Annotated in this window: 20 protein-coding genes; 7 read left to right on the top strand and 13 right to left on the bottom strand. The window is 61.2% G+C overall.

Going from position 1 to position 20,011, the window contains the following annotated elements; all coding sequences use genetic code 11:
• Nucleotides 1-108: 108 nt before the first annotated feature.
• Together SJY33_RS00775 and SJY33_RS00770 are read left to right on the top strand one after the other, a co-directional pair.
• A complete protein-coding gene (locus SJY33_RS00775; protein ID WP_379920590.1) occupies nucleotides 109-843 on the top strand; it encodes a DUF6445 family protein in 735 nt (244 codons plus the stop codon).
• Between the two features lie 15 nt (nucleotides 844-858).
• Nucleotides 859-2,391 (top strand): tryptophan halogenase family protein, encoded by a 1,533-nt coding sequence (locus SJY33_RS00770; protein ID WP_379920589.1) that lies wholly within the window; start codon nucleotides 859-861, stop codon nucleotides 2,389-2,391.
• Between the two features lie 112 nt (nucleotides 2,392-2,503).
• On the opposite strand, the gene SJY33_RS00765 is transcribed toward SJY33_RS00770, so the two are convergent.
• Nucleotides 2,504-3,001, bottom strand: a complete 498-nt coding sequence (locus tag SJY33_RS00765) for a c-type cytochrome (RefSeq protein ID WP_379920588.1) — start codon at nucleotides 2,999-3,001, stop codon at nucleotides 2,504-2,506.
• A gap of 249 nt (nucleotides 3,002-3,250) precedes the next feature.
• On the opposite strand from SJY33_RS00765, the gene SJY33_RS00760 reads away from it, so the two are divergent.
• Nucleotides 3,251-4,054 (top strand): DUF1499 domain-containing protein, encoded by an 804-nt coding sequence (locus SJY33_RS00760; RefSeq protein WP_379920587.1) that lies wholly within the window; start codon nucleotides 3,251-3,253, stop codon nucleotides 4,052-4,054.
• A gap of 16 nt (nucleotides 4,055-4,070) precedes the next feature.
• Here SJY33_RS00760 and SJY33_RS00755 read toward each other — a convergent pair whose 3' ends face one another.
• From SJY33_RS00755 to SJY33_RS00740, 4 genes are read right to left on the bottom strand one after another with little or no spacing between them, the layout of a single operon-like run.
• Nucleotides 4,071-4,676 carry a CDP-alcohol phosphatidyltransferase family protein gene (locus SJY33_RS00755; RefSeq protein ID WP_379920586.1) on the bottom strand — a complete coding sequence of 202 codons (606 nt, stop codon included), beginning with the start codon at nucleotides 4,674-4,676 and terminating at the stop codon, nucleotides 4,071-4,073.
• A 4-nt stretch (nucleotides 4,677-4,680) separates the two neighbouring features.
• Nucleotides 4,681-5,964, bottom strand: a complete 1,284-nt coding sequence (locus tag SJY33_RS00750) for a NupC/NupG family nucleoside CNT transporter (RefSeq protein ID WP_379920584.1) — start codon at nucleotides 5,962-5,964, stop codon at nucleotides 4,681-4,683.
• 6 nt (nucleotides 5,965-5,970) lie between these two features.
• The gene (locus SJY33_RS00745) at nucleotides 5,971-8,109 is read right to left on the bottom strand and encodes an FAD-dependent oxidoreductase (protein ID WP_379920583.1); all 2,139 of its coding nucleotides are present in this window, start codon (nucleotides 8,107-8,109) and stop codon (nucleotides 5,971-5,973) included.
• Nucleotides 8,110-8,151: 42 nt separating this feature from the next.
• Nucleotides 8,152-9,285, bottom strand: a complete 1,134-nt coding sequence (locus SJY33_RS00740) for an FAD-dependent oxidoreductase (RefSeq protein WP_379920582.1) — start codon at nucleotides 9,283-9,285, stop codon at nucleotides 8,152-8,154.
• 263 nt (nucleotides 9,286-9,548) lie between these two features.
• Here SJY33_RS00740 and SJY33_RS00735 point away from each other — a divergent pair, with 263 nt between their 5' ends.
• From SJY33_RS00735 to SJY33_RS00720, 4 genes are all read left to right on the top strand, one after another.
• Entirely contained in the window at nucleotides 9,549-11,294 is a 1,746-nt protein-coding gene (locus tag SJY33_RS00735) for an ABC transporter transmembrane domain-containing protein (RefSeq protein WP_379920581.1), read from the top strand.
• A 2-nt stretch (nucleotides 11,295-11,296) separates the two neighbouring features.
• Nucleotides 11,297-12,328: an HlyD family secretion protein gene (locus tag SJY33_RS00730; protein ID WP_379920580.1), complete on the top strand. Its 1,032-nt coding sequence runs from the start codon at nucleotides 11,297-11,299 to the stop codon at nucleotides 12,326-12,328.
• 2 nt (nucleotides 12,329-12,330) lie between these two features.
• Nucleotides 12,331-13,833 carry a TolC family protein gene (locus tag SJY33_RS00725; protein WP_379920579.1) on the top strand — a complete coding sequence of 501 codons (1,503 nt, stop codon included), beginning with the start codon at nucleotides 12,331-12,333 and terminating at the stop codon, nucleotides 13,831-13,833.
• A gap of 216 nt (nucleotides 13,834-14,049) precedes the next feature.
• Nucleotides 14,050-14,637 carry a hypothetical protein gene (locus SJY33_RS00720; RefSeq protein ID WP_379920578.1) on the top strand — a complete coding sequence of 196 codons (588 nt, stop codon included), beginning with the start codon at nucleotides 14,050-14,052 and terminating at the stop codon, nucleotides 14,635-14,637.
• Between the two features lie 43 nt (nucleotides 14,638-14,680).
• On the opposite strand, the gene SJY33_RS00715 is transcribed toward SJY33_RS00720, so the two are convergent.
• The 8 genes from SJY33_RS00715 to rpsU form a co-directional block, all read right to left on the bottom strand.
• A complete protein-coding gene (locus tag SJY33_RS00715; protein WP_379920577.1) occupies nucleotides 14,681-15,148 on the bottom strand; it encodes a tRNA (cytidine(34)-2'-O)-methyltransferase in 468 nt (155 codons plus the stop codon).
• Nucleotides 15,145-15,570 (bottom strand): hypothetical protein, encoded by a 426-nt coding sequence (locus SJY33_RS00710; RefSeq protein WP_379920575.1) that lies wholly within the window; start codon nucleotides 15,568-15,570, stop codon nucleotides 15,145-15,147. The genes SJY33_RS00715 and SJY33_RS00710 overlap by 4 nt, the downstream gene beginning before the upstream one ends.
• Nucleotides 15,570-17,066 (bottom strand): Asp-tRNA(Asn)/Glu-tRNA(Gln) amidotransferase subunit GatB, encoded by a 1,497-nt coding sequence (gatB, locus tag SJY33_RS00705; protein ID WP_379920574.1) that lies wholly within the window; start codon nucleotides 17,064-17,066, stop codon nucleotides 15,570-15,572. Before gatB ends, SJY33_RS00710 begins: the two co-directional genes overlap by 1 nt.
• Nucleotides 17,063-17,224: a glutamyl-tRNA amidotransferase gene (locus SJY33_RS00700; protein ID WP_379920573.1), complete on the bottom strand. Its 162-nt coding sequence runs from the start codon at nucleotides 17,222-17,224 to the stop codon at nucleotides 17,063-17,065. Before SJY33_RS00700 ends, gatB begins: the two co-directional genes overlap by 4 nt.
• Nucleotides 17,218-18,699 carry an Asp-tRNA(Asn)/Glu-tRNA(Gln) amidotransferase subunit GatA gene (gene gatA / locus SJY33_RS00695; protein WP_379920572.1) on the bottom strand — a complete coding sequence of 494 codons (1,482 nt, stop codon included), beginning with the start codon at nucleotides 18,697-18,699 and terminating at the stop codon, nucleotides 17,218-17,220. The genes SJY33_RS00700 and gatA overlap by 7 nt, the downstream gene beginning before the upstream one ends.
• Before the next feature lies 1 nt (nucleotide 18,700).
• Complete coding sequence (gatC, locus tag SJY33_RS00690) at nucleotides 18,701-19,003, bottom strand: Asp-tRNA(Asn)/Glu-tRNA(Gln) amidotransferase subunit GatC (RefSeq protein ID WP_379920571.1); 303 nt, start codon at nucleotides 19,001-19,003, stop codon at nucleotides 18,701-18,703.
• A gap of 13 nt (nucleotides 19,004-19,016) precedes the next feature.
• Nucleotides 19,017-19,604, bottom strand: coding sequence for an FKBP-type peptidyl-prolyl cis-trans isomerase (locus SJY33_RS00685; protein ID WP_379920570.1), 588 nt, complete (start codon nucleotides 19,602-19,604; stop codon nucleotides 19,017-19,019).
• A gap of 134 nt (nucleotides 19,605-19,738) precedes the next feature.
• Entirely contained in the window at nucleotides 19,739-19,945 is a 207-nt protein-coding gene (gene rpsU, locus SJY33_RS00680; RefSeq protein ID WP_017664771.1) for a 30S ribosomal protein S21, read from the bottom strand.
• Between the last annotated feature and the right edge of the window lie 66 nt (nucleotides 19,946-20,011).

Raw genomic sequence — 20,011 nt, 5'->3', positions numbered from 1 at the left:
TGGTGCCGCGCGGGCTTCGCCGTGAGCTATCGTGTTTTTTATTCATATAGATCAGATGGATAGGTATTGCATATGGACTGGCTGCAGGAGTTTGATAGGCTTTTGCGGATGGATCAGATCCCCCAACCCGCGCTGCTTTCGCCGCCTTCTGGCTGGAATATTGCCCCTGAAAACGCGTCCCGGTCGGGTTTTTCGTCATGTAATCACACGCTTATCAGCGTCGATGACTTTCTGGAGACTCCGGACCACGTCATTTCTCAGACAAGTTTGCAAAGTTTTGCAAAAATCTCGCCGCAATATCCCGGGCTGCGCTCTCCGCTTGATCCTGCGGTCTGCCGCGCCTGGTTGGCGCAACTGTCGCCGTGGCTTGATCAGTGGTTCGGCGTGCAGCGCGGCGGGTGGACCATGCAGGGCTGGTATTCGATCGTGACCACGCGTCCTGGCGATCTAGCCCCGATCCAGCGGTTGCCGCATGTCGACGGCACCGACCCCGATCAGATCGCGATGATGCTGTATCTCCATCGCACCGGCCACGGCGGTACGGCCTTCTTCCGACACCGCACGACGGGGCTGGAGGCGCTGACCGCGGCGGATTTCCCGCGCTATGCCGAGGCGTTGCAGGCCGATGTTCGGCGCACCGGATTGCCGCCCGCAGCCTATCCCACCGACGGCGGACCGCATTTTGACCGGGTGCACACCGTGCCCGGCGCTTTCAACAGCGCGGTGTTCTACCGCGGAAACATCCTGCACAGCGGGGTGATCGACAATGCGGCGCCGCTGTATGCTGATGCGCACAGGGGCCGCCTGACCATCAACGCTTTTTTTGGCCCGGCAGCAACGTAGGGGTTAAAGGGACAGATGATGCAACAGCCCGAAGTCAGAAAGCTCGTCATTGTCGGCGGCGGAACCGCGGGGTGGATCACCGCAGCCGCCTTTGCCCGGTTGCTTGGCGGAAGGCTGGCGATCGAACTGGTCGAAAGCGAGGCGATCGGCACGGTGGGCGTCGGCGAGGCGACCATTCCGCAAATCATTCGTCTGAATACGATCCTCGGCATCGACGAGAACGCGTTCCTGCGCGCCACGTCGGGCACCTTCAAGCTGGGGATCGAGTTTGTCGATTGGGGCAAAAAAGGCAGCCGCTATCTTCATACCTTCGGTGATACGGGGATGAATCTGGGCAATGTCGCCTTCCACCACTATTGGCGGCGCAGCGTCAGCGGACAGGCTTCACCCGATCCCAAGGGTTTGTGGGACTATTCGCTGCATCAACAAGCGGCGGATCAGGCGCGGTTCGGGAAGCTTGAACGGGTAGGCAACACTGCGATGACGGGGCTGGCCTATGCCTATCATTTCGACGCCAGCCGCTATGCCGTGTTTCTGCGCGCCTATGCCGAACAGCGGGGCGTAACGCGCACCGAAGGCGTGGTCGAGACGGTCCTGCGCGATGGCGAAAGCGGCGATATTACCGCCATTGCGCTGGCCGGTGGCAAGCAAGTCACAGGCGATTTCTTCATCGATTGCACCGGGTTCCGGTCGCTGCTGCTGGGGCAGGAATTGGGTATCGGCTACGAGGATTGGTCGCGCTGGCTGCCATGCGATCGTGCATTGGCGGTGCCGAGCGAGCGGTTGCCCACGCTAGTCCCCTATACCCGTGCCACGGCGAAGGATGCCGGCTGGCAGTGGCGCATTCCCTTGCAGCACCGCACCGGCAACGGCCATGTCTATTCCAGCGGCTTCACCACCGATGACGCGGCAGCCGATACTTTGCTGCGCAGTCTTGAGACAAAAGCATTGGGCGATCCGCGCCCGATCCGTTTCACCACGGGGCGGCGTGAGGCATTCTGGGCACACAATTGCGCGGCCATCGGCCTTTCGAGCGGTTTCCTCGAACCGCTGGAATCGACCAGCATCCACCTTATCCAGTCACATGTCAGCCGGTTGATCCAGCTGTTTCCGCGTGCAGGCAATCCCGCAGCCATGCGTGACGAATACAACCGCCGCTGCACCGCCGAGTTTGCGCAGATCCGCGATTTCCTGATCCTGCACTATAATCAGACCGCGCGCGACGATTCGGAATTCTGGCGGTATTGCAGGAACATGGATGTCCCCGACAGCCTGCGTTACAAGCTGGATCTGTTCGCCGCATCAGGCCGTGTGGGCCGCGACGCCGATGATCTGTTTCGCGATGCCAGCTGGGTGCAGGTGATGCTGGGCCAAGGCATCACCCCGGCAGATTATGATCCGATGGCTGACCAGATTGCACCCGCGCAGCTTACCGAATTTCTTGCAAACCTTCGCACGTTGATCGGGCGCGGGGTTGCCAGCCTGCCAACGCATGAAGACTATCTGAGACAGCACTGCGCCGCCGATGCAGATTTGATCGCTGCCTGACGCGGAGACGCAAGACGGCCCTACCCGCTTGCGTCGCATCAGGCCGAACCATGAAAAAGGGCGGCACAGTCAACCTGCGCCGCCCCTTCATCCGAGCCCGAGGGCGCGATAATTACTTCGACTGGGCTTCCAGATAGGCGACCAGATTGGCGCGCTTCTGCGCATCCTTGACACCGGGGAAGGCCATCTTGGTGCCGGGCATGAAGCCCTTGGGATCTTCGAGATATTCAAACAGAACGTCGGGCGTCCATGTCACGCCGCTGTTCTTGTTGGCATCCGAATAATTGAAGCCCGGGACCGAGCCCGAGGGACGACCAACGACCTTGTGGAGCGACGGGCCGACGCGGTTCACGCCTTCGTCGAACACGTGGCAAGTCCGGCAAGCTGCAAACACCTGCTCGCCAGCGGCGGCATCGGTGGTGAAGCTAGCGTATTCAAGCTTTTCGCCAGCGGCAGCGGCAGGTGCTGCAGCCGGGGTTTCAACGGCCATCGCCGTATCTGTGGCAGTTGCAGCAGGTGCTTCTGCCTGGTTGTTGTTGGCACCGCCACAAGCCGAAAGAGTCATCAGGCTTGCCAGCGCTGCTGCGCCCATCAGGAAATTACGCTTCATGGTCTCTTGTCCTCTGAACAACTTGTTCCTCCCGCATCCCAGCGGGACATAAACCAGATTTTCTGGCATGGAAAGCGGGACTTCGCGTGAAGCAAGCCCTCCCCCCGGCTACCGTAAGCCTATAATGCACAGCCAGGCAAAGTGTTTCCCGGGAATGTTCATTTCGCCATCATGGCCGCGCTCGATAGCTGGGCTCGCCCTCGATCAAGAACGATTGCCTTGTTGACGCGCGGCGTTATGACTGCAGGCATGACAAACACGGCCCGACACACCAAGATCGTCCTTGCCTTGCTGGCGTTTACCTTGCTTTACTTCGCGATTGCGGCGTTTGGCACGAAGATCGGCCTATGGAGCTGGCAATTCGGCCTTATCACAATGACGCTGGGGGGCGGTATGTTCGTGCTGGGGGCGACGGCGATTGCTGCACTGGTATCGCTTGTTATCGCCGCGCGCGCGACGCCGCGTCGTAATGGCGCATTGGCCATCGCGATCGTGGGCCTGCTGGTGCCGGGCGCTGCGCTGATCATGTTCCTGACCGCTGGCAGCAGAGCCGATCAGAACCCGGTGCATGATGTGGCAACCGATACTGCCGATCCGCCGATGTTCTCTGCAGAGACCATGACCGCGCGCGAAGAAGCGGAGGCCAATGCGCTGAGCGATTACCAGACCCCGCTGGGCGAACTTGCCCTGTATGAAGGCGCTGCGCCCGAACTGGCGATCAAGTCGCACGCGCAGATCATCACCGATCGTTACGCCGACCTTGCGCCGCTGCCGCTGGCCGGGGCAAGCCGCGCCGATGCTGTTGCTGCAGTCGCTGCAGCGATGGGCAACATGGGCTTCGAAGACATTCGCACCGACGTTACCACCGGAATGGTGGAAGGCACATCGACCAGCTTCTGGTTCGGATTCACAGATGACGTGGTTGCGCGCATCAGCGAAAACGAGATCGATTTCCGCTCGGCCAGCCGGGTGGGCCGCAGCGATATGGGCGTGAACGCCGATCGGATTGCGGAACTGCGCGAATTGGTGGCCGGCCAGATCGGCCAGCGGTAAGGCTGTTTCCGGGCGTTCAGTCCCGGAACGCTGACACCGCCATCGCGCTGCGCTGAAACACGGTCAGCAAGCACAGGCCCGCATAGGCATAGGCGATAACGCCGAACCACGCGGGCCACAAACACATGGCGATAAACACCGCGATCGTTTCGGCGCCTTCGGCAAGGCCGGTGGAATAGAAGAAGCTTTTGCGCCCGTGCGCATCGGTTTCGGCCCCGCGCTTGCCCGCGATCACTGCAAAGGCAAGGAAGCTGACCCCTGTCAGCACGAAGCTGGCGATCAGCGCCGCAGCGGGTAGCGCGTTGGCCGCATTCAGAATGCCGAAGCCCAGCGGAACGCTGACGTAAAAGGCAAAGTCTGCGACAATATCGAAATAGCCGCCAAGATCCGATGGCCCGCGCGCCCGCGCGACCGCGCCGTCCAACCCGTCAGCCAGCCGATTGGCGACAATCAACGCCAATCCCCAACCGACATGCCCCAGCGCAATTGCGCCTGACCCGCCAAGGCCAAGCGCAAGCCCGGTGAAGGTCAGCGCATTGGCTGTGACCCCCCACCCCGCCAACGCAGCGCCTAGCCGGTTCAGGGGCGGATCGATCAGCGGGCGAAGGCGCGCATCCAGCACCGCTTCAGACGCCCCAGCTTACCAGGCCGATCCACGCCCCCGTCATCGCGCTGGCAAGGTTGCCCGAAACCCAGCTTTTCATGCCCAGCGATGCCGCCTCGGCGCGGCGTTCGGGGCAGAGCGTGCCAATGGTCGATACCAGCAGGCCGACACTGGCAATATTGGCGACCCCGCACAGCGCGTAGGTAACGATCAGCATGCTGCGCGGGCCCAGCGTTCCGGCAGGCAGCGCGGCAAGTTCGAGGAAGGCGACATATTCGTTGAGTACGGCCTTGGTGCCCATCAGCGCGCCTGCTGCCTGCGCCTCGGCCCAAGGGACGCCGAGCAGCCACATGAACGGTGCCAGCAGCCAGCCCATCAGACGCTTCAGCGTCAGGGGATCGCCATCGATCATCGGCAGCAGCGCTAGCGCCATGTCCACGAGCGCGACCAGCGCAAACACCGTGATGATCACCGCGATCACGGCGAGGAACAGCTGCATCCCATCCATGGTGCCCTTGATAATGGCATCGATGCTCGATTCGTACCGAAGGCCGCCGCCAGCGTTTTCGCCGTCGACCTCGGTTGCGCTGTCATCCGCGGTTGCTGGCACCATCAGCCGCGCAACCAGCAGCGCGGCGGGGAGCGAGATCAGCGAGGCGGAAATCATGTGCCCGACCGCATCGGGCACGGTGTCGCGCAGGGTGGTAGCGTAAAGGACCAGAATTGCACCGCTGATCGTCGCCATCGTCAGCGTCATGATCTGGAACAGTTCGGTCCGGCTGATACGCGCAAAATAGGCGCGAGTGACAAGCGGCGCTTCGACCACGCCTAGGAAAATGCTCGCACCGCCGGAAAGGCCGACGACGCCCGATACGCCAAGACTGCGGCGCAATGCGAAGCTGAGGCCATTGACGACCCATCGCAGCACGCCCCAATGCCACAGCACGGCGGCCAATGCGGAAAAGACGATCACCAGCGGCAGAATCTGGAACGCGATGACCAGCGGCGGCTGCGCGCCGTCTCTCAAGGCGAAGGGGAGTTCAGCCCCGCCCAGATAGCCGAACATGTAGGACGAGCCCCTGAGCGTCGCCGTCTCCACTGCGCTCACCGCATCATTGACGAGGCCCACCGCCGCCCACACCCAAGGCACGCGCACGATCAGAACCGCCAGCACGCCCTGCAGCAGCAAAGCGCCCGCGATCCAGCGCCAGCCCGGATGCCGGGCACGGTTTTCGCTGATCGCCCAGGCTATCGCAATCAGCACCGCAATGCCGATTACGCCGCGCAATTGATCGAACAGTTCCACCTCGCTCTAGCCCCGCATCCAGCCGTGATAGCGTTCAACCCATTTCAGCAGACCTTCGGGCTTGTGCGCCTTCTTCCAGTTGCCTGCGGCAAACTTGTTGGCTTCGGCCATGGTGGGGTAGGAATGGATCGTGCCGAGGATCTTGTTGAGGCCGATCCCGTGCTTCATTGCCAGCACATATTCAGCCAGCAATTCGCCCGCGTGCGCACCAACGATGGTGACACCGAGCACCTTGTCCTTGCCCGGCGGGGTCAGCACTTTCACGAAGCCCCGCGTCTCACTTTCGGCAATGGCGCGGTCAAGATCGTCGAGATCATAGCGCGTGACTTCCACCGCGATGCCCTGTTCGGCCGCCTCACGCTCATTCAGCCCGACGCGGGCGAATTCGGGGTCGAGGAAAGTGACGGCGGGGATGACGCGGTAATCGGCCTTGAACTTGCGGAACATCCCGAACAGCGCGTTCACGCTGGCGTACCACGCCTGATGGCTGGCGACGTGGGTGAACTGGTAGGGGCCAGCCACATCGCCCGCTGCGAAGATATTGGGGAACTTGGTAGCGAGAAATTCGTCCGTGGTGACGGTCTTGCCCGTATCGACGCCAATATCCTCAAGCCCGAACCCTGTAAGCCGCGCCTGCCGCCCCACCGCAACCAGCAGCACATCGAAAGGTATGCGCACCTCCTCCCCGCCGCTTTCGGCGATCAGTGTCTGACCCTCGATCCGCACTGCCTTGTGACCCGTGAGCACGCGCACGCCGTCTTCCTGCAGGACAGCGCGGGCCAGATCGGAGACTTCGGTATCCTCGCGCCCCAGCAGCACATCGGCCATTTCGATTTGCGTGACCTGCGATCCCAGCCGCACCATCGCCTGTGCCAGTTCGCATCCGATCGGCCCGCCACCCAGCACCGCAACCTGACGCGGCGCTTCGTCCATCTGCGCAAAGGCGTCCCACATCGTCTCGCTGGTAAGGTAGCCGCTGCCCTCGATCCCGGGGATTGGCGGCACCACCGGCTGCGCACCGCTGGCGATTACGATGCTACGGGTGGTAAGGCGGTGTGTTCCGCCATCATGGCGTGCAATCTCGACCGTCCACGGGTCGATGATGTTCGCGTAGCCCTTCACCACGTCGACACCCAGATCGGTGTAGCGTTCTACCGAATCATGCGGCTCGATGGTTTTCACCGCGCCCATCACGCGGGCGATGACACCGCGAAAATCCACGTCCGGTTCGACCGGGCGGATGCCATAGGTGCCGCCTGCGCGCATCATCGCGGCGACCTTGGCGCTTTTGATCAGGGCTTTGCTGGGTACGCAGCCGGTGTTGAGGCAATCGCCCCCCATGTCTTTGGCCTCGACCAGTGTCACCTTGGCCTTCACCTGCGCCGCGATATAAGCCGACACCAGACCGGCCGAGCCCGCGCCAATCACCACCAGATTGCGATCGAACTTTGCAGGGCGTGTGAACCCGGCATAGACCTGGCGGCGGCGCACCGCGCCAATCACCAGCTTGGCCAACCACGGCGCGATCCCGAGCAGCACAAAGCTGCCGATCACGCCCGGTGACGCAATGCCCGAAAGGCTTTCGATCTGCACCAACTGCGTACCGGCGTTCACATAGACCGCGGTCCCCAACAGCATCCCCAGTTGGCTGACCCACACATAGGTCCAGATGCGAATGCGGGTCAGGCCCATCACCAGATTGACAACAAAGAACGGGAAGGCCGGGATCATCCGCAGGCTGAAGAGGTAGAACGCCCCATCGCGTTCGACACCCTGATTGATCGCCTTCAACCGCTCGCCAAACCGCGCCTCGATACTGTCACGCAGCACGTATCGCGATGAAAGGAAGGCAAGCGTGGCCCCCACCGTTGAGGCGAAGGAGACGAGGATCGTGCCTGTAACCAGACCAAACAAGGCCCCAGCCGCCAACGTCATGATCGCCGCACCCGGAAGCGACGCTGCCGTCACCGCGACATAGGCAGCAAAGAACGCTGCCAGAACCGCTACCGGGTTTTCGCCGTAAAACGCCTCCCATTGACCGACGGCCTGCTTGATCCCGTCCAGCGTCAGGTACCGGCCCAGGTCGAACACATAATAGGCCGCGATCACGGCGGCCAGTGCGGCAAGGATGATGATTTTCTTCACGCGCTCTCCTTGCCTCGCCTTTCGGTCAATGACCACACGCGGTTACCGTTTTTGGGCAAGCTGCGCATATTTCGCAATCCAGCGCCGATCGATAGCGTGTTTGAGCGCGAGCACCCAGCGACCCTCTGCGGCCAACGGCCCATAGCTTCCAATCGCGCTGCCATCCCCGGTGTTCATCAGATATAGATTGTTCCAGCGCGGCCGATAGGTCGCTGCCGGAGCCTTGCCCGCTGCCGCACGGCGCAGGTTGGCCGCCAGAACCGGGCCGGCAAACACTGCATGAACGCCCGAATGGGGCAGGTCGCGATCGGTTCGCGCCGCCACGTCGCCTGCGGCAAAGACAAAGCGATGCGATGGGGATTGCTGATACGCATTGACCGCCAGATAGCCCGCCTTGTCGGTGGCCAGACCACTGTCGCGCACCCATCCGGGCGCGGCGCTGCCCATGGCCGCAATGATGCAGTCGGCAGGTTCGATGGCCCGTGCGCCTGCGATCAGCACGCCATTGTCCAATCGCGCATCATCAGAAATCACAGCAATGCCTTGCCGGGCCAGCGCCCCGGCAGCAAGGCGCTGCACCGCAGGGGCGAACCCTGCCAGCAGCCCGGCCTTCCCTGCGATCAAAGTCACCGACGGGCGCGCAATGGACCCGGCCCGGTTGCGAAGCGCAAAGGCAAGCTCGACGCCGCCGGCTCCCCCGCCAATCACCACGACATTCTGCGGCGCGCCGATATTGGCGACCTGGCGCACGAATGCACCGATGGGTCGCACATCGATCAAGCGCGGGTCATTACCAAGCTTTTGCACCGCCTGCCCCTCCCCCCCGGTGTCAATCGAGACGATAGTGAAACGCAGCGTGCCGCCCGATGCCAGGCGCACCGTGCGCGTTTCGGGGTCAAGCCCGACACAGCTATCGGACACAAGTGTTACGCCCGCCCGCGCCGCCAATCCGGCCAGATCGACCAGACCATCATCAATCTTGTGTTGGCCTGCAATCCAGCCGGGCACCATGCCCGAATACCGCAAGACAGGCTCGGGCGTGAGCAGCACCGGATGAAGCTGCCCCGGCGCGCCCTTGCGGATCCAGTCGGCCAGCACTGCAACATGGGCGTGGCCCCCGCCCACCAACAGCAGCACGAGGTCCGTGTCAGCAGGTAAGATTGTCTGTCCAGTCATCCCGCATGTCATCGCGGTTGGTTCAGCTATCCGCAAGCTTTGACCGCTAACGGCGCTTTACATGACAGTCGCTCGCAACAAGCATCCTAACTTAATATCTTCAAGAAGTTGCAGCTGTCTGGATAGGTGGGAACTGTCCTTGGATTGGAAGATTGGTCGCCAGCGGCGCAGAAATGGTGCAACAGATACCCTTGCGTTCGGGCACGCAATATCCGACGGGACGGCGCACAACTTGAACACGGGTTTCGGACGGAAAAACTGTCATGGCAAGTGAAGGCCAACATTACGGCTCGCGCATTTCTCTGGTGAAGTTCTTCAGGATTTTCTTTGAAATCCTGAAACCGGAGGCGAATTTCTATTGGTTGGCCGCGGTGTATGGTATCGGCATCAGTCTGTTGAGCCTGGCAACGCCAATCTCGGTGCAGATGCTGATCAACACCATCGCCAATACCGCGCTGACCGCTCCGCTCGTGGTGTTATCACTCAGCCTGTTCGGGCTGCTGCTGATTTCCAGCCTGCTTTACGCCTTGCGTGTGCATTTGATGGAGATTTTCGCCCGCCGGTTCTACGCCCGGATGGTCGCGGAAATTTCACTGATTTCGGTGTATGCCCAGAACCCCTTCTTCAACGACGACAAGCGCGGGGCGCTGTTCAATCGCTATTTCGATGTCGTCTATGTCCAGACCGCCATCCCGATCCTGTTCATCGGCGGCTTTACGACGCTGCTCCAGATTGCGGTCGGGTTCGTGCTTGTGTCGCTCTATCACCCCTATTTCCTTGCTTTCACATTGATCATGATCGCGATCATCTGGGTGGTATGGCTGACTTGGGGCAGCCGGGCCCTGCGCACGGGCATCGATGTCAGCCATGCCAAGCATGCAACCGCCGCATGGCTGGAATCGATCGGGGGGTCGAACGGCTTCTTCAAGTCACAACGCCGGATCGACTATGCGTTGGACAAGACCGACGATTTCACCGGCACCTATATCATGCAGCGCAAGCGGCACTTTCGCCATCTGTTTTCGCAGACTATCGCCTTTCTGGTCATGTATGCTGCCGCCAGTGCGGCCTTGCTGGGCCTTGGCGGATGGCTGGTTATCCAGAACCAGTTGACCCTTGGTCAGTTGGTCGCAGCCGAACTGGTTCTGTCCGCGGCATTTTTCGGCGTGGCGCAGCTGGGCAGTTATCTTGGCTATTTCTACGATCTGTTCGCGGCGGTTGAGGAAATCTCGCAGTTCTACGATGTCGAACAGGAACAGCCCAAGGATGCCGATCCATTCATGGGCCCCGATCACACGATCGTTTTCAAGGGCGTGCGCGGCACAGCACGGCATCAAGAGGCCCAGTTCGATCTGGAAATTCCGTCTGGTTCGATCATTATGGCCGCCGCCAGCCAGCATGGGGTGCAGCGGCTTTTCACCAATCTTCTCAAGCTGCATGTCCTGCCGCAATCGGGGTTTGCCACGCTTGGCGGCGTCGACATGAAAGCGATCGAAGCGCACCACCTGCGCAAGAACGTCCACGTGCTCGACCGGCCCAGCATCGTTGAAATGACGATCCGCGAATATCTGGCGCTGTCCTGCCCTGACACCGCCCCCCAGCGGATGATCGGTGCGCTTGAAACGGTGGGTCTGGCGGACATGGTCTCGACGCTGGAAAAGGGTCTGGACACACCGCTGGCGGCCACCGGCTATCCGCTTTCGGCGGTCGAACTGCAGCAATTGAAGCTGGCCAACGCGCTGCTTGAACGTCCGCGCATTCTGGTGCTCAGCCGGTTGTTCGACCTGATCGATCCCGAACCCATTGCGCGTGCGGTGACTGAACTTCGTGCGCAGGCCTATTCCACCGTGATCTATTTTTCCAACCGCCGTATCGATCTGGGCTTCGACCGCTTCCTTTATCTGGAAGCCGATCGGCAACGCTATTTCAGCACCTTCGAGGAGTTTTCTGCCGCCATGAACCGGCCCGGGCCCTACACCGGCGAAACGCTCCACACAGGGGGCGCGTGACCATGGCGACGCTTAAGGAAGACATGGCGCATTTCACCGCTTTGGCGGCGATCAAGACGCCCCGCGTGATGCGCGCAGTCTTTTTCATGTTGCTGGTTGCGATCGTGGCGTCGATCGCGTTTCTTATCTATGTTCCGTGGGTCCAGACCACTTCTGGCCGCGGCGTGGTGACGACACTCAGCCCCAATGAACGCAAGCAGGACATCAACGCTTTGGTGCCCGGCCGCATCGAGGAGTGGTACGTGCGCGATGGCAGTTCGGTGAAGAAGAACGATCCGATCGTGCGGATTGCCGATATCGACCCCATGTTGCTGGATCGATTGCAGGCCGAACGCGGACAGATGGAACTGCAGTTGCAGGCAGCCCAATCGGCCTTGGCCACCGCGCAGATCGACGAGCGCCGCAGCCGCGAGCTGTTCGAAGCCGGGCTTGCCGCACGGCGCGATTACGAGCTGTCGCAGATCAAGGTGGCCGACATGCAGGGCCGCGTGGCCGCTGCGCAGGCCGATCTCAACCGCGCCGACACCAACATCGCGCGGCAATCCGAACAGATCGTACGCGCACCGCGTGATGGTTTCATTCAGAGCCTCAACGCCGGCGACGCGGCAACTTACATCAATGCCGGCGACGTTCTGGCGACCTTTGTGCCCGAAGGCGCTGAACGCGTCATCGAAATCTTTATCGACGGGCGCGATGTCGCGCTGGTTCGACCTGGCGACAAGACCCGTGTGCAGTTTGAAGGCTGGCCAGCGGTGCAGTTTTCCGGCTGGCCTTCGGTCGCGATCGGCACTTTTGGCGGTAGGGTCATCGCGGTCGATCAATCGGCGCAGATCAACGGCCGCTTTCGCGTGTTAATCGCCGAAGACAAGACCGAAGAATACCGCTGGCCCGAAGAACGCTATGTCCGCTTCGGCGCGGCGGTGCAGGCCTGGGTGCTGCTCGAAACCGTGCCCGTCGGTTACGAAATCTGGCGTCAGCTCAACAACTTCCCGCCCGAACTTCCTGCAGATCAGGCCACCGGGTCGGCGAACTGACGATGAGACGATACCGGGCCTTTGATCGGCTGGGCATAATGTTCGGCTCTGGTGCCATCGCGGCTGCGGCGCTGATCGCTGCTGCGCCGTATCCGGCCACCGCGCAGGATATTGCGCCCATAGGCGACCCACTCGACCAGACGCTCACCACCGGGCCGCTGCTGCCATCCGAAGTGCTGCGATCTTCGGCGCTGACGTTCCCGTCGATCCTCGAAGCCTTCGAACGTGAGGCCGCAGCCCGCGCCGATCAGTTGGCGGCGGACGGTGCTTTCGACCTGATGCTCAAGGGCGAATATTACGACCGGCTTACCGGGTTCTATTCGGGTGGTTTCGGCAAGGTCGAAGCGCGCCAGCCACTTCGGCCTTACGGCGCGGAGCTGTTCGGCTCCTACCGCGTGTCGGATGGCACTTTTCCCACGTACGAAAACTACAACTACACCAACGCGCTGGGCGAAGCGAAGGTAGGCGCGCTGTTTTCGCTCCTGCGCAATCGCGACATCGACAGCCGCCGTTTTGCGATCGAGGACACACGGCTTGCCGCCAGTCAGGCGCGGCTTGATGTGTTGCTGGTGCAGCTCAACGTGCAGCACGAAGCCTTGCGATCCTATTGGCGGTGGGTGGCCGCAGGCGAAGAAATCCGCGTTTTCGAAGAATTGCTCGAAATTGCAGAAGCGCGCCAGATCGGGCTTACCCGCGAAGTTAATGAAGGTGCCCGCGCGCGCATCGCCTTGACTGAGAACGAACAAAACCTGCTGCGCCGTCGATCTTTGCTCGAAGAAGCCCGCCGCAACCTGCAAACCGCGGCCAATTCGCTTGGCTTTTACCTGCGCGGCGTTGACGGGCAAATGGTCATCCCCACGCGGGCCATGCTGCCCGATCTGTCCAGTCTGGGGCCGATCGCCCCGGTGCAGCAACTCGTGGCCACGCCTGTGAGCGAAGTGATCCAGACCCGGCCCGAATTGCAGAACTTCCGGGTGGCGCTCGAACGGGCGACCAACAAGGTGGCGCTGCGCCGTAATGATCTGGAACCGTCGCTGGACGCCAGTGTCGAATTGTCGCGTGATTTTGGCCAGATCGGTCCGGGGGGTGAAGGGTTCGATTCCACCGATACCGTGGTGGGTCTGACATTTTCCGTGCCCCTGCAACGCCGCACCGCACGCGGCGCGGTGCAGCGGGCCGAAGCGGAACTGCGCGAAACCGAATTGCGCCAGCGCCGCATTGCCGACCAGATATCGACCGAGGTCAGCAACATCCTTGCCAACTTGACCGCCGCGCGCAAACTTGCCGATCTGGCCGATGCCGAAGTTCGACAGGCAAGCCAGATGGTACAGGCCGAACGCACCCGGTTCCGACTGGGCGCGGGCGATTTCTTCCTCGTCAACGTGCGCGAGGAAACCGCTGCCAATGCCCAGATCAGCGCCATCCGCGCTGAACTTGCCGGGCGGTTAGCCGAAGCGAGCTTTAACGCAGCAACGATGAACCTGCGTGCGTTGGGGCTGGAGTAGCGCATCCCGAAATAGTTCACGTAAGCACTGATTTTCCTTGCGAATTCATTTCGAGTCGATAGACAGAAATCGAATCTATGGAGCAGGGGCGTTATGAAGAAATTACTTTGGCTAGTTTGGGCAACTTGTACGGTATCGGGTTGCGCGTCGGTGCCAAATAACTATGCCCCGATCACGACATAAATAAGCGAGCCAGCCCTCAACGAGGTCCATGAGGTGACGCTTGGTGAACAGATGCTCCGACAAGGGACGGCGACTCTAACTCAGGGTGTTTTTCTACCTCAGCAGAACAATATCAAAGGTTTCATTCTAAGCCCCGGCTTCTATCCGAAGAGCGGTGAGGAAAAAGGGAGAATTTTTACTGGTTTCGATACTAGAAACAATGGTTTCGAAACGGGTTATGTTTCTCTTGATAATGGATTGTTTGGTCAGGTTGTTTTGCCACGCGCTATCCGCTTTGATCGAGAGAAGCAGGAAACTTGCGTGATGGCGCCAAACCTGTATGGAATTGTGCAGCCAGTTTGCGATACGGAATTTCCATATCAATTCACCGAAAAGCCCTTTCGATCGGCAAATGATTTTCAACAAACTTTGATCTATAGCGGGCGAGTTGGTGATAAAATCAAAATTAGTTATCGAGAGTTTTCAAATAGTATGGCACGCGACGCTTTTACGAATGATGCCGAATATGATTTATCAGCATCTAATGTAATTGCATATAAGGGAGCAAAACTGGAAGTAGTGGAGGCGGATAACGAGAAGATCCGATACCGCGTTATATCAAATTTCAATTTATCGAATTAACTTTGAGGTAATTGAAAATTAGTTTGATCGGAGGGCGCTAGCGTCAGAATCGACCCCGCAGCGCCTGATAGGCCGCTGCGGTGGCAGTGTTCGCCAGATTGAGCGACCGGATCACATCTGATCGCATTGGCAGGTGGACGACACGGTCAGGGTAACGGTCGATTACGCTCCGCGGAATGCCGGTGGTTTCCCTGCCGAAGACCAGCATGGCATCGTCCGGGTATTCCGGTTCGTAGAAACTACGACTGCCGAATTCCTCGAACAGGAACAGCTGGTCCTCCCGCGGGGCGCGGGATGCGATGAAGGCATCCCAGCTGTCAAATTCGGCCAGCTGGACATGCGGCCAATAGTCCAGCCCGGCACGCTTCACACGGGTATCCGTAATTTCGAAGCCAAGCGGGTGGATCAGGATCAGTTCCAGATCCAGCGCGACGCAGGTACGCCCAATGGCGCCGGTATTACCGGGGATTTCGGGCTGGATAAGGACGATGGAGACGCGGGGGGCGATCATCGGCCGCGGGCGAGGCCCCACAGGAACACCGCCCAGCCGATCAGCAGGCCGAGGCTGGAGCCGATCACGATAATGGTGACTGTGACCTCCACCGGCGGGCGGGCAGCGAATCCGCTTCCTGCGATCGGCAGGGCCTCGCTCGCCCCGGTTATCGCCGCAAGCGTGATGCCGACCCACAGGCCGACCATGCCGGTAGCCAGCGTCCACCACGTGAGCCGCTCGGCGGCGGGTGCCAGGCGGAGCGATGACCAGAAGGCGGCGGCGATCATCACCGCCATCCCGCTCTGCACTGCATCGAGATGCGCGGACAAAGCCATGCGGGGATTGGGGAACTGATCGACGACGAGCCCTTGGAACAGCCCTGCAAGGAACAGAGCGCCCCCGACCACGGCGAGTTTGCGGCCGGCGGTCGACAGGGTCATCACCCCAGCTTGCCCTTGAGCAGTTGGTTGACCACGGCCGGATTGGCCTTGCCCTGCATCGCCTTCATCGTCTGGCCGACGAAGAAGCCGAAGAGCGCTTCCTTGCCGGCGCGGTATTGTTCGACCTTGTCTGCGTTGGCGGCGATGATCGCGTCGACGGCGGCTTCGATCGCGCCGGTGTCGCTGACCTGCTTTAGCCCTTCGGCGTCTGCAATTTCAGCGGGATCGCGGCCGGTCTTCAGCACAATTTCGAAGATTTCCTTCGCTTGACCGCCGCTGATCTCGCCCTTGTCGGCCATCGCGAGGATCGCGGCCTGTGCGGCGGCGGTGGCATTGGCGAGGTCGGCGTCATCGCCCAGCGCCTTGATCACGCCGGGCGCCACCGACAGCGACCAGTTGGCGACCTGCGTGGCGACAGCGGCGTCATCCTTGCCAGTGGCCTTGGCGGTTTCGGCCAGCAGCGTCTCGAACCGCGCGAAGGTCTCGACCTCGGCGGTGAGTTCGCGCGCGTTGTAGGGGGTGAGGCCGAGCGTTTCGACATAGCGCTTGCGCTTGGCGTCGGGCAGTTCGGGCAGGCTCGCGCGGCATTCGGCGAGGAAGTCGTCTTCCAGCACCAGCGGCAGCAGATCGGGATCGGGGAAGTAGCGGTAATCATGCGCGTCTTCCTTGCTACGCATCGTGCGCGTGGTGCCGGTGCCGGGATCGAACAGGCGGGTTTCCTGCACAATTGTGCCGCCGCTTTCGATCACATCGACCTGACGCATCGCCTCATGCTCGATCGCCTGCATGACAAAGCGCACCGAGTTGACGTTCTTGGTTTCAGTCCGAGTGCCCAGCTCATCGCCGACCTTGCGGACGCTGACATTGACGTCGGCGCGCATCGAGCCTTCTTCCATGTTGCCATCGCAGCTGCCGACATAGCGCAAAATTGCGCGCAGCTTGCGCAGGTAAGCCCCTGCTTCGGCGGGCGAGGCCATGTCAGGGCGCGAGACGATTTCCATCAGCGCGACGCCCGAACGATTGAGGTCAACATAGGACATGGTCGGGTGCTGATCATGCATCAGCTTGCCTGCGTCCTGTTCGATGTGAATACGCTCGATCCCGATGATCTTGTCTTCGAGGATGCCCGCCTTTTCGTCCGCTTCGATCAGCAACTGCCCTTCGCCCACGATGGGGTGGTAAAGCTGGCTGATCTGGTAGCCTTGTGGCAGGTCAGCGTAGAAGTAGTTTTTGCGATCGAACCGGCTCCACGCATTGATCTGCGCTTCGATCGCCATGCCTGTGCGCACCGCCTGCCGGACGCATTCCGCATTGGGCACGGGAAGCATCCCCGGCATCGCGGCATCCACCAGCGACACCTGTGAATTGGGCTCAGCCCCGAACGCAGTGGCGGAGCCCGAGAACAGCTTGGACTGCGAAGTCACCTGCGCATGAACTTCAAGGCCGATCACGACCTCCCATTCACCCGTGGCACCCTGAATGCGGTAGTTGCTCATTTTGTTTCCTCGTCACTCTCGCTGGCGTCACGCGTGTCGAAGCGCATTTCGCCGTGATCGACGTTTTTCCTGATCCAATTGGCGACCATGAAGGTCAACGGCACCGCGAGGGCGATGCCGATACCGGCAAGCCACAGCGCGGGATCGGCGTTCACCACCACTTATCGGGCTTAGCGGTGAAACCAGCGCGCTGCTGGATCGCAAGGCCTGCATTCAGGACACCCTGCTCGTCAAACGGGCGGCCCACCAATTGCAAGCCGAGCGGCAAGCCATCGGCGTTGATCGTGGCGGGCACGCTCATCGCGGGCAGGCCGGCGAGTGACGCAGGCACTGCGAACACGTCGTTCAGATACATCGTCAGCGGATCTTCGTTCATCGATCCCAGCGGGAACGACGCCGTCGGCGTGGTGGGCGCAAGGATCACGTCGCATTGTTCGAAAGCCCGCTCGAAATCGCGCGCGACCAGCGCGCGCACCTTCTGCGCCTGCGTGTAATAGGCGTCGTAGAACCCGGCCGAGAGCACATAGGTGCCGATCAGGATGCGGCGTTTGACCTCGTCCCCGAATCCGGCGGCGCGGGTGGCGGCATACATGTCCTGTAAGCCCGAACCGTCCGGCAGATCGCGCAGGCCATAACGCACGCCATCATAGCGAGCGAGATTGCTCGACGCCTCGGCCGGCGCAATGATGTAATAGGCGGGCAGCGCGTATTTGGTGTGCGGCAGCGAGACATCGACGATCTCGGCGCCTGCGTCTTTCAGCCACGCCTTGCCCTGCTCCCACGAATCGAGGATCGCCTGATCGGTGCCCTCCATCCGGTATTCGCGCGGGATGCCGACCTTCTTGCCGCGCAGGTCGCTGTTCAACGCCGCTTCCCAATCGGGAACGTCCATCTTGAGGCTGGTCGAATCCTTTGGATCAAACCCGGCCATCGCGCCCAGCATGATCGCGCAATCCTCAACCGAGCGCGCCATCGGGCCGGCCTGATCCAAGCTGGAGGCAAAGGCGACCACGCCCCAGCGCGAGCAGCGTCCATAGGTAGGCTTGATCCCGCAGATGCCGGTGAAGGCCGCTGGCTGGCGGATCGAACCGCCGGTGTCGGTGCCAGTTGCCGCGGGCGCGATACGCGCGGCAACGGCTGAGGATGAACCACCCGAAGAACCGCCCGGCGACATCGCTGCATTACCGCCAGCTTTGCGCCACGGTGAGGCGACATTGCCGAAATAGCTTGTTTCGTTCGACGATCCCATCGCGAACTGATCAAGGTTCAGCTTGCCCAGCATCCCTGCGCCCGCTTCCCACAGCTTCTGGCTGACGGTCGATTCGTAGCGCGGCGTAAAGCCTTCAAGGATATGGCTGGCCGCAGTGGTCTGCACGCCGTTGGTGGCGAACAGGTCTTTCATGCCAATCGGCACGCCCGCCATCCGGCCAAGCGCTTCCCCCGCAGCGCGCTTGGCGTCGACTGCTTCTGCGGCGGCAAGGGCGTGGTCGGGGGTGGTAACGATGAAAGCGTTGAGCGCAGCTGCATCGGCAACGGCGGCGTTGAAACGTTCCGCGACTTCACGGGCAGTGAAGTCGCCCTTTGCCACGCCGTCACGAATATCTTTTACGCCGAGAGAGGTAATTTCAGTCATGCTATTCGATCACTTTCGGAACACCGAAGAAGCCGTGCTCGGCGGCAGGCGCGTTGGCGAGGACATCGCCCTGACGGCCCCCGCCTGTGAGCGGATCGGCGTCAATCACGTCATCGCGCAGGCGCAACGTGTTGGGGATCACCGCCGCCATCGGCTCAACCCCCGTCACGTCCACTTCGGCCAGCTGTTCGACCCACTGGAGGATGCCGTTCAATTCGGGCACCATCTGTTCGAGCGCGGCGTCATCCATCCGGATACGCGCAAGGCTGGCGATCTTGGCTACGGTTGCCTTGTCTACCGACATGGTCCGGCGCCCCTTACTGGCCGGGCTGAGGAGCGGGTGCAGCGCCCTCAGGACCGCCCGGTGCGCCGCCCATCTGCGACTGCATGGTCTGCTGCAGAATCTGCAGGTTGCGGTCGAAGGTTGCCCGGGTCATGATCTCGGTTACTTCGATCTCGAACTCCAGATCGGCGTTGGGCGGGATCGGGCTACCCGGAGGCGGGGTTGCGCCATAGGCCTGATCGGCAGGGATGAAGAGCGTGTACTTGCCGCCCTTCTGCACCTGCTGAAGACCTTCATAAAAACCGGGAATGGTCGCGCCTTCCTCCACAGGGAAGGGATTACCTTCCGGGAAAAGGCCTTGCACCGGAAGCGGGATATTCTGCGATTCGTCAAACACCGTACCATCAGCCGCGAGCGACCCCTTGTACTTGACGAAGACGACATCGCCCTTGGATGCGGTCGGCCCCGTACCTGCCACCAGCGTGTCGAGGTTCAGCCCGCGCGGTACGGCAGCCCAAGCGAGCCCTGCCCCTACCAGAATCGCCAGGATCACACCGATCCACAGCTTGGTCAGCGAACCCTTGGCAACAGGTTTGATCGGCACGCGGGTAATCTCGGTCATGGGTACGATCCTGATGGGCGCCTGTGCGCCGGAGAACGACGGCAAAAGGGCGCGGGAATTAGCCGCGCCCTGATGGCTGATCGGAAAGGGGGATTCAAGCAGTTCCGGTCACGGAAAGCTGCTTTGTGACGGGATTATTTGCTCCCGTCACGCTCCATCCGCTTGCGCTCCATCTTGCGGGCGCGGCGAACCGCAGCAGCCTTTTCACGGGCGCGCTTTTCGCTGGGCTTTTCGTAGTGGCGACGCAGCTTCATTTCGCGATAAACGCCTTCGCGCTGCAGCTTCTTCTTGAGCGCGCGCAGAGCCTGATCGACATTGTTATCGCGAACCATGATTTGCATAAACGACGACTACCTTAATTTTTCAAAACGCCAGAGCCCGCCCGAATCATGCGGGGATACGCGGTG

The organism is Erythrobacter sp. R86502 (assembly GCF_042466465.1).
Classification (GTDB): Bacteria; Pseudomonadota; Alphaproteobacteria; order Sphingomonadales; family Sphingomonadaceae; genus Erythrobacter.
Note: the sequence above shows the minus strand (reverse complement) of the source record. Positions and strands in the feature narration are given on the sequence as shown.

What these genes read in the sequence shown, in the direction of transcription:
- gatC (WP_379920571.1), bottom strand. Translation starts at nt 19,003, where the DNA reads ATGTCGGTAGACAAGGCAACCGTAGCCAAGATCGCCAGCCTTGCGCGT.
- SJY33_RS00770 (WP_379920589.1), top strand. Translation starts at nt 859, where the DNA reads ATGATGCAACAGCCCGAAGTCAGAAAGCTCGTCATTGTCGGCGGCGGA.
- SJY33_RS00735 (WP_379920581.1), top strand. Translation starts at nt 9,549, where the DNA reads ATGGCAAGTGAAGGCCAACATTACGGCTCGCGCATTTCTCTGGTGAAG.
- SJY33_RS00775 (WP_379920590.1), top strand. Translation starts at nt 109, where the DNA reads ATGGATCAGATCCCCCAACCCGCGCTGCTTTCGCCGCCTTCTGGCTGG.
- gatB (WP_379920574.1), bottom strand. Translation starts at nt 17,066, where the DNA reads ATGAGCAACTACCGCATTCAGGGTGCCACGGGTGAATGGGAGGTCGTG.
- rpsU (WP_017664771.1), bottom strand. Translation starts at nt 19,945, where the DNA reads ATGCAAATCATGGTTCGCGATAACAATGTCGATCAGGCTCTGCGCGCG.
- SJY33_RS00715 (WP_379920577.1), bottom strand. Translation starts at nt 15,148, where the DNA reads ATGATCGCCCCCCGCGTCTCCATCGTCCTTATCCAGCCCGAAATCCCC.
- SJY33_RS00725 (WP_379920579.1), top strand. Translation starts at nt 12,331, where the DNA reads ATGAGACGATACCGGGCCTTTGATCGGCTGGGCATAATGTTCGGCTCT.
- gatA (WP_379920572.1), bottom strand. Translation starts at nt 18,699, where the DNA reads ATGACTGAAATTACCTCTCTCGGCGTAAAAGATATTCGTGACGGCGTG.
- SJY33_RS00685 (WP_379920570.1), bottom strand. Translation starts at nt 19,604, where the DNA reads ATGACCGAGATTACCCGCGTGCCGATCAAACCTGTTGCCAAGGGTTCG.
- SJY33_RS00760 (WP_379920587.1), top strand. Translation starts at nt 3,251, where the DNA reads ATGACAAACACGGCCCGACACACCAAGATCGTCCTTGCCTTGCTGGCG.
- SJY33_RS00740 (WP_379920582.1), bottom strand. Translation starts at nt 9,285, where the DNA reads ATGACTGGACAGACAATCTTACCTGCTGACACGGACCTCGTGCTGCTG.
- SJY33_RS00730 (WP_379920580.1), top strand. Translation starts at nt 11,297, where the DNA reads ATGGCGACGCTTAAGGAAGACATGGCGCATTTCACCGCTTTGGCGGCG.
- SJY33_RS00710 (WP_379920575.1), bottom strand. Translation starts at nt 15,570, where the DNA reads ATGACCCTGTCGACCGCCGGCCGCAAACTCGCCGTGGTCGGGGGCGCT.
- SJY33_RS00765 (WP_379920588.1), bottom strand. Translation starts at nt 3,001, where the DNA reads ATGAAGCGTAATTTCCTGATGGGCGCAGCAGCGCTGGCAAGCCTGATG.